This is a genomic window from Lysinibacillus sp. LK3, from assembly GCF_001043675.1.
Classification (GTDB): Bacteria; Bacillota; Bacilli; order Bacillales_A; family Planococcaceae; genus Lysinibacillus; species Lysinibacillus capsici.
Window position 1 is genome coordinate 1 of sequence record NZ_LDUJ01000025.1, and the last position, 13,928, is coordinate 13,928.

Genomic DNA, 13,928 nt, shown 5'->3' on the forward strand with positions numbered 1-13,928 from the left:
TGTTCAGTTTTCAAGGTTCATTATTTAAGTCGTTTTTCAGCGACTTCTTTATATTAACATCTCATTCAAAACATGTCAACAACTTTTTTAAAAAAGTTTTTTGTGTTTTTCTGAGTTATTCGTTTATGTCTTAGCGACAATTAATATAATACAATACTAAGATATTATTCGTCAACTACTTTTCTAAAAAAATAACGAGGTATTTTTTAGATACCTCGATTACAAGCATACTACAGTCATTGCCCCATTTCTAGAGCATCTTTATTTACCTTGTAATGACGGTGAAATATCCTATCATTTTTCGCTGCAATGGGTTCAATTTGAATATAGCCTTTATCCACTAGATACTCAACAAACACTTCTAAATCCACTGAGTAGTTAACAAGTTCATGATGATCATGTAATTCCTGAATAGTCCACATTTCTTTTGTTTGCATGACTTCTAATATATGCTGTGCCCCATCTCGTGTACGAGAGTGGATTAAAAACTCACTTGCTAAAAACAACAATTCTAAGCGCTTTTCTATTGGCTCATTACTTGTCACTAGCTCTTCATACAGCTTATAGATGGCTGGCTCGATTTTTTTCACCTGTGCCCAAACAGTTACTTCAGGATACAGGCCACTATCGATAATAGATAGGCGGCCTAGATGATGTAGGGAATCCACAACGTGATTATAAGCATCTAAGTAACTTCCTTTATCAAAGTATTCTTTCCCCTCCAAATAGCGACGAATTAACTTTGAAAATTGAATACCTGTTTTAATTTTACGACCACTATACGGAAATTCCTGCAATTCTATTTTTAGTTTATGCAGAAATTCATTCCGATCAAATAATACTCTACCGAAGAATATCCAATCAACAACCTTTCTATTTGAACCGATGAGTAACCATTTTCGAATTAATTTCTCCGTAACAGTATGTAGAGCGATTTTATTTCCTTCATATAAGTAATGTTTTGAAAAGACTGGTTGCTCTGCTTCTTTTACGATAATGAGTAAAACCGTATCAAATGTATCTGTAACGTTACTTTGTTCTTCACGCTTTTCCACTAAAATTACGCCTAATGTATTCGACTGACTCGCACGTTCTTGATATATCGGACGCAGTACTTGCTCCATGTTCAGCCCTCCTTTATTCATATAGGTTGTTTTGTTCCGTTAAAAATTCGACATACTCTAAAAGTATTCCTTCTTTCATTCAGTTCAAAGCTAAAATACTTTGCCCTTATATGTTATAGTAGATTTTAGATTGGGAGGCAAGATGAAATATGAAACCTTATAAAAGTAAAATTAATAAAATTCGTTCATTCGCATTAGCACTAATCTTTTTTGGTTTTATTGTCATGTACGGAGGCATTTTCTTTAAAAACAGCCCGATATTAGTTTTAATTTTCATGTCACTAGGTGTTCTTTGTATTATCGGTAGCACAGTTGTATATGCGTGGATCGGATTACTGTCAACAAGAGCTATTCAAGTAGAGTGTCCTAATTGCCATAAACATACAAAGGTTTTAGGCCGAGTAGATATGTGCATGTACTGCAATGAGCCATTAACACTTGATCCTACTCTAGAAGGTAAAGAGTTCGATCAATCCTATAATAAAACAAAAAAATCCTAGCCCTTTTTAAGAGCTAGGATTTTTATTGTACTTTAGCAGTAGCAACTTTACATGATGGACAAGTGCCGTATATCTCTAAGCGATGCGAATGCACATCAAAGCCTGTTACCTGTGATGCAAAATGCTCTATTTCGTCGAGTCCAGGATAATGGAAATCGACGATCTTACCACAGCATTCACAAATCATATGGTAATGATCGTTTGTCACGAAATCAAAGCGACTTGAAGCATCCCCGTAAGTTAGCTCTTTCACAAGACCTACTTCACGAAATACACGCAGGTTGTTATAAACAGTCGCTACACTCATATTAGGGAACTTACCCTCAAGAGCTTTATAAATTTCATCGGCAGTAGGATGTGCCATTGATTGAATTAGATATTCCAAAATAGCATGACGCTGAGGAGTAATACGTACACCAGTTGTTTTCAACGTGTCCAGTGCATCTTGTAAATGCGTTGCAGACATCGTCATGCACCTCTTCCATAAGTATTATTAATTTATAATTGTTATAAATAGTGTATCCAATTCGTACTACTTCGTCAACAATCACACATTGCTTATCCTCAATAAATCAATGGTTTTTTCCTTAATATCCTCTTGATAAATCCATAACATTTTCTAAATCCGTGTCACCCTTTAGCCATTTTGTTAGGCTTGGCTTGAAAATTTCTAAGCTACGCTCAACATAACGAGAAGAATGACTGGATACATGAGGTGATACTATAACATTTGGTAATGTCCATAATGGATTGTCGGATGTCAAAGGCTCCTCTTCAAATACATCTAAAACTGCGTGTCCTATTTGCTTTCTTTCAATCGCTTGAATGAGTACGTTTTCATCAACTAAATTACCTCGACCAAAATTCATGAAGATCGCATTGTTTTTCATCGCAACAAAATGCTCTTCTTTTAATAAATGGGTCGTTTCTGTTGTTTTTGGTAATACAGAAATAACGATATCTGCAAGAGGTAGTGCTTCTTTCAAATTGGTAAAACTAATCATCGTATTCATATAGGCCGCTTCTTTACCAGAGCGATTACAGCCAATTGTTGTAACACCAAAAGCTTGCAATAAACGCCCAACTTCCGAACCAATGGCACCTGGCCCCAAAATAAGTGCCGTACTATCTCGTAATTCCGTTTGTTGTGTTTTTTTCGACCATTCATTTTTCTTTTGCTGCTCATACATCCAAGGCAAAGCTCGTTTAATGGCTAAAATATGAGCAAGAATCGATTCAGCCATAGGCGTTTTATGAATGCCACGAACATTTGAAACTAGAATCCTGCGTTCGATAATAGCCTGAGCTGGCATTTTTTCTATACCTGCCGATGCAACAAAAATCCATTTTAGCTTTGTCGCAGATTGAATACTCTCTTCTGTTAAATCTTCACCATATGTAACTAATACATCCGCTTGTTGAAGCTCTTCATTTGATATGCTCTTTTCAAAGATAAATTCAAGCTGTGGAAATTCTGCTACTAATGGTTCTCGTAAATCTGGTCTAGGTTCAAATGTAAAATAGATTCTCATTGTTTTGCCTCCTGTTCTGCTAAATAAGCATATACTTCTTCAATATGATTTTTCACTCGAACTTTGCGCCAAGCTTTTACAAGCTTCCCCTCAGCATCAATTAAAAACGTTGAACGCTCTATGCCCATATATTCACGTCCATACATTTTCTTTAAAACCCATACATCATAAGCTTCAGCAATAGCATGGTCCTCATCCACTAATAATGAAAATGGCAAACCATGCTTATCAATAAATTTTGTATGCTTGCTTGCGTTATCTGGGCTAACACCCAGAACAACAGCATTTAAATGACTGAAGTCCTCAAACTTATCGCGAAAATCACATGCCTCCGTCGTGCAGCCTGGTGTCATATCCTTTGGGTAAAAGTATAAAATAACATTTTTTCCTTTAAAATCAGCTAAATGCACCATCTCGCCCTTTTCGTTCAATAGAGAAAAATCCGGCGCCTTTTGTCCTTCTAGTAATGTCATACAATCTCCTCCTCTGTAGGTCCTATTTTACTCTAAGTAACAAATCAAGTCATATCCCTTAATTTCTTTGGATTTCTTACACCGATAGGTCTACAATAGATTACGTATAAAAAGTTAGGAGGCAATTCTATGAATCATGCAAAATCTGAAGCAATACATGAAGAGGCATTACAGCATATTGTTGGTGGTGTAAACAGCCCTTCTCGTTCATATAAAGCAGTAGGTGGCGGTTCTCCTGTATCCATGGCGCGAGGAAAAGGCGCTTATTTTTGGGATGTAGATGGCAATCGTTATATCGACTATCTAGCAGCATATGGTCCAATCGTTACTGGTCATGGTCATCCTCATATTGCAAAGGCCATTACGCACGCAGCTGAAAATGGTACATTGTTTGGGACGCCGACTGAGTATGAAGTTACTTTCGCAAAAATGTTAAAAGAAGCCATTCCGTCGATGGATAAAGTACGTTTTAACAACTCTGGTACAGAAGCTGTTATGACAACGATTCGTGTGGCACGTGCCTATACAGGACGTACAAAAATCATGAAATTTGCTGGTTGCTACCACGGGCACTTTGATTTAGTATTAGTGGCTGCCGGATCAGGTCCAGCAACATTAGGAACACCAGATTCAGCGGGCGTGACAACTTCGACTGCTGAAGAAGTTATTACTGTACCTTTTAATAACCCTGAAGCCTTTACAGAAGCCATGGATAAATGGGGCGAGGAGATTGCAGCTATTTTAATCGAGCCAATAGTAGGAAACTTCGGTATCGTTGAACCAAAGCCAGGCTTTCTTGAATTAGTACATGCTATAGCAAAGGAAAAAGGGGCCCTAACGATTTACGATGAAGTCATCACGGCCTTCCGCTTCCACTATGGTGGCGCTCAAAATTTACTTGGCCTAACACCTGATCTAACTGCACTTGGTAAAGTTATTGGTGGTGGTTTACCAATCGGTGCATATGGCGGACGTAAAGAGATTATGGATACTGTTGCACCACTCGGCCCAGCATACCAAGCGGGTACGATGGCTGGAAATCCTGCATCTATGCAAGCGGGTATTGCTTGCCTAGAAGTACTACAAACACCAGGTATATATGAGGAAATGGATAGATTAGGCGCAATTTTAGAAGAAGGTATTTTAGCTGCTGCTAAAAAACATGGTGTAACCATCACGTTAAATCGACTTAAAGGAGCGCTTACTATTTACTTTACAGATGTGAAGGTAGAAAACTATGAGCAAGCTGAAAACTCTGATGGTGAAATATTTGGACGCTTCTTTAAACACATGCTTGAGCAAGGTATTAATCTAGCTCCTTCAAAATATGAAGCATGGTTCTTAACAACTGAGCATACAGAAGCAGACATTCAGGAAACAATTGAAGCAGTAGATATTGCGTTTTCTCAATTGTAATCTTGACAAGAAAAAGGCGACTTGCAAGTAGAAGTCGCCTTTTTCTTATTCATCCATGCAAATCTATGTATTTTATGAGCACTTCCTTCTATAATGTAAAGAAGCTAAAAAATATTAGACAGAAAGGACATCTTTATGAAATTAGGTGCCCGTGTATTTAAAACTGGTGTAGCTATCGTATTTGCATTATTTATTGCAGAGTTGTTAAAACTACCTTCACCTGTTTTTGCTGGAATTGCAGCTATTTTTGCTATTCAGCCTTCTATTTATCGTTCTTACCAAACCATTGTGGAGCAAGTACAAGCGAATATTATAGGTGCGACAATTGCCGTCATTTTCGGCTTGCTTTTTGGACACCATGTCGTTGCCATTGGTATAGCTGTCATAATAGCTATTGGTTTAATGTTAAAGTTTAGACTCGAAAAATCACTTTCGCTAGCGTTGGTTTCAGTTGTAGCTATTATGGAATTTCAAGGGGATGACTTTTTAACATTTGGTTTGATACGCTTTGTTACGATATTAGTTGGGGTATTAGCAGCATTTGTCGTAAATCTTGTGTTCTTACCACCTAAATACGAGGTAAAACTATTTCGCAAAATTTATATTTTACAAGATGATATTATTCGTTGGACACGACTGGCTGTACGGCAAGCTTCTGAGCATACATCCACAAAAACAGCATTAAGTAAGTTTAAAAACCGTATGCTACGAGTGGATACGCTGTATGATTTATATAAGGAAGAGCGTAATTACTTTAAAAATAAAAAATATGTCAAAGCTCGCAAACTAGTAGTCTATCGTCAAATGATTTTAACTTCCAAGAAAAGCTTGGAATTGCTACAGCGTTTGCATAATCACGAAAATGAATTAGCTCAGCTCCCTACCCAATTTCATTTAATGATTCAGGAGAGACTTGATTCCTTGCTAACGTACCATGAGCAATTGCTCTTAAAATATACAGGGAAGCTAAAGCCTGAGCATTCGGAGTGGAGTAAAAGCATTGACTATGTCCAACGTAATGAGCTGATGGAAATTTTCATCAAGCAAATCAACTTTGCTCGTGAAGAAGGCGATACGGAGTTTTCTAGCTATCACCTACTCTATATTTTATCGCGTATTTTAGATTATGAGGAAAACTTAGAACATCTTGATACACTTATTGTTTCTTACCAAAGCTATCATGGACATGAAATCAATGTAGAATTTGAAGAAGAATTCATATAGCTAACATTTTGGCGACAGATTACCTTGATTCAGTGGGATTTTGATCACCCATTGAATAAGATAAGTCTGTCGGCTTTTTTTATACAAAAAACCTCCAAGTAGTAATCTACTTAGAGGAAAGGAGCTAAGAACGCAATGTTAGCAATTGTTGCTCTGCTTGTTGGCGTTTGACCGTTTGTTCAGCACGTAAATGCTGATAATTGGCAATGCCTGATACAATAGTATCCCACATTTCTTCAAGAGTCTTGGTAGTGTTGGATTGTTGAGCCATGGCAGTACTTAATTGCACCGCTTCCTTGCTAGCTCCCCCAAATTGCCTCATACGATCTTCAAAGGCAGAGGCTGATTGACTTTGTAATTGTTGACGTCTTTCATTAACTGCATTCATCAAACCCATTTTAAAAACAGGAATGGTTTTAACAAAAGCCCCATTAATTTGTTCCATCAATTCACTGTTACCATTACGTAGCATATCGATTTGAGGGGCTGTGATAATAGCCACCATACGCGATTTTTCTAAGTCATCTATTTTTTGCTGGAGCATCTCTGCAATACCTTGCAAACGATTTAGCTCCATTTTCGCCAGCTGATTTCCTGCTTCACTCTGTTTTTCATACATCGGAATCAATGTTGTTTGAACCTCATGAAGCTTCATGTCAGTTGCTACGATATACTTTTCTAGCTCAAGATAGTACATGAGGTCTTCTTGATATAAGCGTGCAAGTACTCGGTTATCCTTCGCTAATTCCTCTTCCATCAGTACAAATTGATAATGGATTTTCTCAATATCTCTCCCCAGTCCATTATATTTCGTAAATAAATCGCCATCATTTTTGGTCTTACGTGCAAACAGCTTTTTAAAAAAGCCCTTTTGCTCTGTAAAATCTTGTTTGTCGAATGTCTGCATAAGGGCTTCAAGCTGCTTAAATAATTCATTTGATTCGAAAGTTGTTGACTGGGTGATGATGGCTAAAATTTGATCTGCAAAAGTAGCTAATTTTGTAGACGGCTCTTTTCCCAAAGCTAATAGCTCTATCTGATTTTTTATATTGATTTGATTGGCAATTTGCCGTACCTCTGCATGATCCCTTAACTGTTCTTTGAAGGCTTCTGCTGTTTCCAGTGTCAGCTGCTTCAGCGTCAACGAGTTATTCGACATTCGTGCCGCCTCCTTCCTATCATCAGAAAAAACGATTAAAGAGTTTTTTTATGATTTTGTCGGGTGCAGTTTTCTGTGGCTTTGGTTCTTCATAGTGCAAGTCAAACAGCATATGCTCTAAACGGTGTACATCATAACTATCCTCTTGCAAATGCTTTTCTAAATCTAGTTGTCCTGTCGGATTATAAAAAACAATATCCACACCAAATCGATTTAAAAAGGCCAATAACGCTATATCTTCACGTGATAAAGCTGGTTGTTGAGGTGCTTGGTATAATACCAGCTTCGGTACCTCTTGGGAATAGTCAAAGCTTTGTAGTAATCTTAGGATCTCCTGTGGAACCATCGACATTTGTTTAAATAAAAATAACTGTAAATCATATAAGGTCTCATTTTGCTGCTGTTTCAACATGGGCTGCTCACAGGAAGTTTTTATCGTGTGTGCAATCGCACGCTGTAGCTCCAATGTTAACTCACCGTATTGCCACCAATCACTTTGCATAATACGCTCTACTGATAGTTCTCCATTTACTAGGCAATGCTTATAGTGAAAGTGAAAATTGGCTCTACTCGTTGGTGCATAGGGGAATTTTTGGACAAAAACAGTTTGCGGATTTGCTAATAACTGATGCATATAATACCAGTATTCTTCCCGTCTGCTCGAAACCCCACTAATTTTGGCAAATATGACTGGAATGACAATCTCATCCCCAATTACTTCAAACTGTGGTCGAACCAAAGCTTTCTCTTTTGCATAAATAAAAATATCATCATATGTCATCCGTAATGTTAAGGAGCGTGGCATAAAATCTTTAAACTGCCAAGGCTTATAGACACCTGATTGCTGATCATGCATTAATTGCTCAAAATGCTGACTAGATCGATATCCAACCGTTGCCTGCCGGTCACGCAACTTATCAGGAAATGGCTGTAAAGTTGTTTGATTGGCGTACGCATATGTGATAGAGAAAGTATCATTAGGATCAATCTCAGCAAATTCATCTATTTTAGCTGGATGAAAAATTAACACATCACAACCGAGCTCCATTAATAACAATAAGAAATAGCGCTGACTTAGAGTTGCTTCCCCATACCAAACTACTTTAGGAAAATCATCTGTTGGTTTCATGGATTTTGTCCATAGAATCCAATGGTTTTTTAGCCATTTCACCATATCAATTAAAAAACGGCGAAAGTCATTTGCTAGCAAACCTAACGATTGCTGTTTTTGAAAGAGCTCTACTACTTTAATGGTTGCTAACTGTAAATGGCGATTCATTACACTGTCATCATGCTTAGGAATTAATTGATAACCATACATCATTGCCACTAAACGATTAATAGATAGACCTTGTGGAGTTTGTTGATGCTGCGAAAGGATTGTTTGTATTGCCTGAAAGTCTTTTGGTTCAATATGTTTATTTAATTCTTCACTTAAAATATGGATGTTAGTGTTCTGTGACAATGTAAATAATGAATTGAAATAATCATCTTCTTCGATTGGTACGCCCAATACACGAACAGCAATTCTACTAAAGCTCACTTGCTGCTCTGTTGTTTCATAAAATGCACGATCCTTTGGTGAATCTTGAAACGCCTGTAGCCAATCATCAGGATGACGCTCCAACACTGATTTAATTGTGATTGTTTGCATACAAACGCACCTCCTAAAAATCATCCTCAGCCTATGCTAAAGCATTCATTTGTCATAGGACGTCTCACCTAATGACAACAAAAATATTTGAACATCTATACGATCGTTTGTTGTGATGCCATCTGTAAAACTGTTTCCAATAAATTCTTTGTAAATGCTTCACCATTGTGAGGCGAGTAAGTTGTATTTTGTAAAAATTTTGGCTGTTTATCCTTTAAGTCTCCATGATTTGGTGTAAAACCTAAATCAGCCATTGCAAGCATGCCATAATCCATAATAGAATCACCTGCTGCTATATGCACACCGTATGTACAGAACTCTTTTATATATTCTATAGCCGCTTCCTTTGTCAGCACCTTGGGCATAAAATACAATTTTTTTCCTTGTAGCAGAACATGCCAACCATGCATATCAAACTCTTGAATCATCGCTTGTAATTCATCGTATGGTAAAATATCAATATCTACATGATGTACATAAAAAAGCTCATCTATATACAGAGATCGTTGTAGCCATGTATCAGATTTAATTGTCTGAAAAAGCTTTAGCATATCCATACGAGGGATCGAGGAATCTTCAATACGTCTAGATAATGTTTGTGTCCATTTTTCATATGGCTGACCCTTTTCTACTATTGTACCCCCATTGCTTGTAATTGCAAAAGCAGGGCATAAATCATGAATAAAATGGATTCTTTGATATTGATGTAAAGCTCTTGTCGTAACAGGTACAAATAAAGTATGTTGGTGTACCTGTTGCAATAGGGGTGCTGTTGCCTGTGTCATCATACTCATTGCTGTTTCGTCCTTGTGTTCAACGACGATTGTCTCTGTAGCTGGCGGAAACATCTCCATCATGCGTTTAGAATAAATAAGGGTTCTATCTAAATCAGATGTAAATAATATCATCATATTCTCCTCTATAATTCTTTGATCAAACCACAACATGCATAGGACATATTCGAATACTCTTCAATCAATACATTTTTTTCCTGCGCTAATAATAAAATATGTTTCAATTCATGCATGTACTGTGGATTAATTAAAATCTTCCAAGGTATCCTTCTCAGCAAAACTCTTGTCGTTTCCCCAACACCTGGCTTAATGAAATGAATATTATCAATACCAAAATCTCGTTGAATTGTTTGCACGGACTTCATACCCTCCCAAGTAATTGGAGAGATTTCTTGCTCTTGAATTTGTTGCACAATTTTACTCTGTACTTGTTCAAAACATGTGACGATACGCTCTATGTACAGATTGGAGACATCTATTGCCTCTAATTCTTTGTAGTATTTTGCACCATGAAAATCGTTTGCATCCATAAACTGCAAATTTAATACCGTTCTACTTACTAATCCAGATACAGTGGAATTTAAACAAGCAGATGGTATTAAAAAATCCTCACGAGTTCCATAAATAGCTGCACAATGGCCAGGATCAGCCAAAACAGCTAAATCGCCACTTAACTGTTCTTGATATTGTAAATTAAACTTTTGGCAGGATTGAATTAATTCATTGGTAATTGCCCCTTTTCCTGTCCAACCATCAATAAATTGCAGACTTCCTAGAGGATGCTGTGTCAAAATATAACGAATTGCCGTTTCATCAAACCCACGACCTCGCAGTATAGAAATGGAGTAATGTGGAACATTCACATGATAATGCATGGCTATATACCGTTTGATTAAAATACCAATGGGTGTACCTGCACGAGCTAAACTCACAAGAATTAAATTTTCTAATCCTCTATTTTCAATGATTTGTTCTGCCACTACTCCAACGGCGATTGCTATTCTTTCTGCATGAACATCTAGCGCTTTATAAAAAAGATTCATGTAGGTATCCGATGGTTGCTTCTCCACTGGCAGCATTTCCGAATAATGTATACCCGATTGAATGAGTTGTTCACGTTTCTCATTATCCATTTCAAGGAATGCACTTCCAATATCACGCAATAAAAAAATAACGTCCTCTGGTGCATAACTCCCCATTTTATCTGGCTGCAAAGTCGATATCATCGTTCTACCTCCAATTCATGCATACTAATTACATATACTTTGGCTTTAGTGGCTTCTTGTAATGCCTTTACCACACGGGCAACTACCTCTTTACTTGCTATACGTTCCACTATGAAAAAAAGTTCCGTGTAAGACTGGCTTTGAAGATTATATAAAAAATTAGTGACCCCGTTATTTTCTGGACTTTCAAAGGCTATTTTATCGTTAATCGTATATCCTAAATCATCCGTACAATAGATTGGACTACGAGTAGTTGACTGAAAATAAACATCATTTCCTAAAAAAGAGGCAATTTGCATAGGAACATACATGAACTCACCCGTGCCAATAACAAGTGCTGGTCCATTTGTTCTTAGCTCTTGTAATTGCATAGCAATAGCTTGTATCGTTTGCTTTTGGTCAACATGCTGTTTTGACGTGAGCATAAATCTCCCTGTTGCTAGTAAATAGGGGTACTTATTTATTAACCCATTCTCCGCAACAGAACGATAGAATTTGCGATCAACAGATACTTGAATCGGACAAATGTCCATATCTCGTGCAACCTGTGTTAGTAAGTTTGGTTGTGTACTGGTTAAGCTTGGAATGCCTGAACAGCTAAAATTCCCACACATAATGGAGATGAATTCTATAGAGATACCCCATTGTACTTCTAATTGCTTAAAGATTGTTTGCTGCTGTTGGGAACGCCAATCTAAAATAGATAGTACCGCATATTGTCTCACTAAAGGAAATTTCTGTATTAAAGTCTCAATAATATTAATGACCGTATTTCCAGTAGTAATCTCATCATCAATTAACACAATGCGCTTAGTTTGCAGTAAAAATTCTGGTTCCTCCGTATAAATTCTATGGCTTGTCGCATGTGAATGTTCTTCTTCAAACGTAACAAATGGCTCAAAATCGGGCAACACTTCACGTGTTGTGTGGATATACATAGCATTCGAGTGAAAGGCATTAAATACTGCGTGTCCAAGTGCTGTTGCTGTCTCAGCAAAGCCAATAAACAATGTTTCATCCGTTAATTCTAGGGTTCCTTCTATGGATTTTTGTACTTCATCCAAATTAGCTCCGTCTTTTAAAGCTTTAACGACAGCCGAAGCCATTACCTTTTGTCCCGTAAGATGCTGCTGATACATCATTGCTAAAAGAGTTCCTGTCAGTAAAGGGATTTGCGGACGGACAGCCAAATGTTTGCCTAGTACCGTGCTTACAAACAAAAATTGTCTCTTCTTATTAATCCGAGCCGCCATTCTAAACAAATCGGTTAGCGCAAAATTATGGGGATTGTAGGTAATTTCAATATCAATTGAATAATTCGGTAAAATGCTTAATTTACTCATTTGTTGTTGCATATACACTACCACCTATTTCAGACTGTAATAAAAGTGAGGCAAAATCGACAGATTCATGATAAACACCATAGACATGAGCCTGTTTTAAAATCCGTTGTGCCCATCTCATATGTGGCTTAATTTCATTCATTTTATTAGCATAGTGACTTTTCATAACACCTTTTTGTCCATCATTATTTTCTATAATACTTAGCGCATCTAAGTATTCCTCATACGAAATAGCATACAGGGCATGCACAACACGGATATGGCTCGGATGAATAATTGTTTTTCCCACTATGCCATTTTGTTTATCCATTAAAACTTCTTTCATTAATCCATCTAAACAATCGTCTAATAACGCTTTCCTTGTATCAAGCGCGCCTTTCTCACTAAATGGTGTCACTCTAAGTGCGGGCTTTAATACACGCTGATTATTAAAATACTCCCACACAGGCCCAGAAATAATAAAACCATCTTCCTCACGACCTAAGATATTGACAATATCTGCAATACAATCTCGTATGACACTAATATCATAAATGGTAGAATCCATACGCCGGCGAATTCCGTAAATACCACAAAAATCGGTAGCACCAATTCGTACATTTAATACACGGGCTTTGTATTGATGTAGAACCGCTTTAATGTCTAATAACGCTTCCATGCGAGTTTCCTTATATAGTACCTCACGACTTTCTAAAATTGGCATACCATATAAAATTAAATCATTTTCTAAAATGGTTTGTTCAAGCAACTCGAAATAACGGGCACCCTGTTCTGCTGTAAACTTCGGAAAGACATAGCCAGTTAATATTTCTTGCTTTTTCCCTAAAACAGTTGTTAGCCTTTGAAATTGCTCAACATGACGTACTCGAACAAAAAGTAAAGGGAGCTCCTGAAGTAATAGCTGTTTTTGCTGATAGAGTGCGTATAATTCACTAATATCCTCTATCAGCTTAGCTTCACAATCTACTAACTCTGCATCTCCAACTGCATCCTCCAAATCAATGACAAGTGATGTGAGTTCCTTATATTTTTGTGATCGGATCAAGCTCACAATCGTAGGCATGGAAGCTGGCATATACAAAGTCGCACCTAGGGCATATGACAAAATATCCGCCGTTTCCCATTTTGTAAACGGCTGTGGCTTCTTATAAAAAATCATCTCTGCTTCTGTTGCAAAATGTTGCATCTAATCCTCTCCCCTGTAACTATGCCTTTTGTGAAAAAAGCACTGTATCAGCCTGTTCCATACAGACTAATACAGTGCCTTGTTTACACTGCTGTTTTCTTCTTCAACTTGTAAATAACAAATGTCAATAAGAATGCAGCTATTAAAATAATAACGAAAATTTCATGCGAAGGATGGTAGCCCCAATATACTAACACACATTTTCAGTGTATTACGATAAGCCCCTGTTACATCTGCTAGTTTAAAAACTGTGCATATGTATTTAATATCTCATTTAATACATCCACATCAGATCCT

The 13,928-nt window shown here is 37.2% G+C and carries 13 protein-coding genes; 3 read left to right on the forward strand and 10 right to left on the reverse strand.

The features are described from left to right. Window positions 1–236: 236 nt before the first annotated feature. A complete protein-coding gene (locus tag VK91_RS17850) occupies window positions 237–1,124 on the reverse strand; it encodes a nucleotidyltransferase-like protein (protein WP_016994017.1) in 888 nt (295 codons plus the stop codon). 149 nt (window positions 1,125–1,273) lie between these two features. On the opposite strand from VK91_RS17850, the gene VK91_RS17855 reads away from it, so the two are divergent. Then, window positions 1,274–1,624, forward strand: coding sequence for a YgzB family protein (locus VK91_RS17855; RefSeq protein ID WP_048394737.1), 351 nt, complete (start codon window positions 1,274–1,276; stop codon window positions 1,622–1,624). A 22-nt stretch (window positions 1,625–1,646) separates the two neighbouring features. Here VK91_RS17855 and perR read toward each other — a convergent pair whose 3' ends face one another. The 3 genes from perR to bcp form a co-directional block, all read right to left on the reverse strand. Further along, window positions 1,647–2,090, reverse strand: a complete 444-nt coding sequence (gene perR, locus VK91_RS17860) for a peroxide-responsive transcriptional repressor PerR (protein WP_004230508.1) — start codon at window positions 2,088–2,090, stop codon at window positions 1,647–1,649. A gap of 121 nt (window positions 2,091–2,211) precedes the next feature. Continuing rightward, on the reverse strand, window positions 2,212–3,156 hold the full coding sequence (locus VK91_RS17865; protein WP_048394740.1) for a D-2-hydroxyacid dehydrogenase: 945 nt from the start codon (window positions 3,154–3,156) through the stop codon (window positions 2,212–2,214). Continuing rightward, window positions 3,153–3,629, reverse strand: coding sequence for a thioredoxin-dependent thiol peroxidase (bcp, locus tag VK91_RS17870; protein WP_048394742.1), 477 nt, complete (start codon window positions 3,627–3,629; stop codon window positions 3,153–3,155). The genes VK91_RS17865 and bcp overlap by 4 nt, the downstream gene beginning before the upstream one ends. 129 nt (window positions 3,630–3,758) lie before the next feature. On the opposite strand from bcp, the gene VK91_RS17875 reads away from it, so the two are divergent. Then, complete coding sequence (locus tag VK91_RS17875) at window positions 3,759–5,045, forward strand: glutamate-1-semialdehyde 2,1-aminomutase (RefSeq protein ID WP_048394744.1); 1,287 nt, start codon at window positions 3,759–3,761, stop codon at window positions 5,043–5,045. Between the two features lie 135 nt (window positions 5,046–5,180). Then, entirely contained in the window at window positions 5,181–6,269 is a 1,089-nt protein-coding gene (locus VK91_RS17880; RefSeq protein WP_048394747.1) for an aromatic acid exporter family protein, read from the forward strand. A gap of 124 nt (window positions 6,270–6,393) precedes the next feature. Here the strand turns inward: VK91_RS17880 and VK91_RS17885 are convergent, their stop codons facing one another. From VK91_RS17885 to VK91_RS17910, 6 genes are all read right to left on the reverse strand, one after another. Next, window positions 6,394–7,428 carry a toxic anion resistance protein gene (locus VK91_RS17885; RefSeq protein WP_048394749.1) on the reverse strand — a complete coding sequence of 345 codons (1,035 nt, stop codon included), beginning with the start codon at window positions 7,426–7,428 and terminating at the stop codon, window positions 6,394–6,396. A gap of 22 nt (window positions 7,429–7,450) precedes the next feature. Further along, a complete protein-coding gene (locus VK91_RS17890; RefSeq protein ID WP_048394751.1) occupies window positions 7,451–9,082 on the reverse strand; it encodes a YceG family protein in 1,632 nt (543 codons plus the stop codon). A 95-nt stretch (window positions 9,083–9,177) separates the two neighbouring features. Next, on the reverse strand, window positions 9,178–9,990 hold the full coding sequence (locus VK91_RS17895) for a hypothetical protein (RefSeq protein WP_048394753.1): 813 nt from the start codon (window positions 9,988–9,990) through the stop codon (window positions 9,178–9,180). Window positions 9,991–10,001: 11 nt separating this feature from the next. Next, window positions 10,002–11,102, reverse strand: coding sequence for a cysteine protease StiP family protein (locus tag VK91_RS17900; RefSeq protein ID WP_048394755.1), 1,101 nt, complete (start codon window positions 11,100–11,102; stop codon window positions 10,002–10,004). Then, complete coding sequence (locus VK91_RS17905) at window positions 11,099–12,457, reverse strand: phosphoribosyltransferase family protein (RefSeq protein ID WP_048394756.1); 1,359 nt, start codon at window positions 12,455–12,457, stop codon at window positions 11,099–11,101. Before VK91_RS17905 ends, VK91_RS17900 begins: the two co-directional genes overlap by 4 nt. Continuing rightward, window positions 12,438–13,631, reverse strand: coding sequence for an HpcH/HpaI aldolase/citrate lyase family protein (locus tag VK91_RS17910; RefSeq protein ID WP_048394757.1), 1,194 nt, complete (start codon window positions 13,629–13,631; stop codon window positions 12,438–12,440). The genes VK91_RS17905 and VK91_RS17910 overlap by 20 nt, the downstream gene beginning before the upstream one ends. Between the last annotated feature and the right edge of the window lie 297 nt (window positions 13,632–13,928).

What these genes read in the sequence shown, in the direction of transcription:
- VK91_RS17890 (WP_048394751.1), bottom strand. Translation starts at nt 9,082, where the DNA reads ATGCAAACAATCACAATTAAATCAGTGTTGGAGCGTCATCCTGATGAT.
- VK91_RS17865 (WP_048394740.1), bottom strand. Translation starts at nt 3,156, where the DNA reads ATGAGAATCTATTTTACATTTGAACCTAGACCAGATTTACGAGAACCA.
- VK91_RS17895 (WP_048394753.1), bottom strand. Translation starts at nt 9,990, where the DNA reads ATGATATTATTTACATCTGATTTAGATAGAACCCTTATTTATTCTAAA.
- VK91_RS17880 (WP_048394747.1), top strand. Translation starts at nt 5,181, where the DNA reads ATGAAATTAGGTGCCCGTGTATTTAAAACTGGTGTAGCTATCGTATTT.
- VK91_RS17905 (WP_048394756.1), bottom strand. Translation starts at nt 12,457, where the DNA reads ATGCAACAACAAATGAGTAAATTAAGCATTTTACCGAATTATTCAATT.
- VK91_RS17900 (WP_048394755.1), bottom strand. Translation starts at nt 11,102, where the DNA reads ATGATATCGACTTTGCAGCCAGATAAAATGGGGAGTTATGCACCAGAG.
- VK91_RS17850 (WP_016994017.1), bottom strand. Translation starts at nt 1,124, where the DNA reads ATGGAGCAAGTACTGCGTCCGATATATCAAGAACGTGCGAGTCAGTCG.
- VK91_RS17875 (WP_048394744.1), top strand. Translation starts at nt 3,759, where the DNA reads ATGAATCATGCAAAATCTGAAGCAATACATGAAGAGGCATTACAGCAT.
- VK91_RS17910 (WP_048394757.1), bottom strand. Translation starts at nt 13,631, where the DNA reads ATGCAACATTTTGCAACAGAAGCAGAGATGATTTTTTATAAGAAGCCA.
- VK91_RS17885 (WP_048394749.1), bottom strand. Translation starts at nt 7,428, where the DNA reads ATGTCGAATAACTCGTTGACGCTGAAGCAGCTGACACTGGAAACAGCA.
- perR (WP_004230508.1), bottom strand. Translation starts at nt 2,090, where the DNA reads ATGTCTGCAACGCATTTACAAGATGCACTGGACACGTTGAAAACAACT.
- VK91_RS17855 (WP_048394737.1), top strand. Translation starts at nt 1,274, where the DNA reads ATGAAACCTTATAAAAGTAAAATTAATAAAATTCGTTCATTCGCATTA.
- bcp (WP_048394742.1), bottom strand. Translation starts at nt 3,629, where the DNA reads ATGACATTACTAGAAGGACAAAAGGCGCCGGATTTTTCTCTATTGAAC.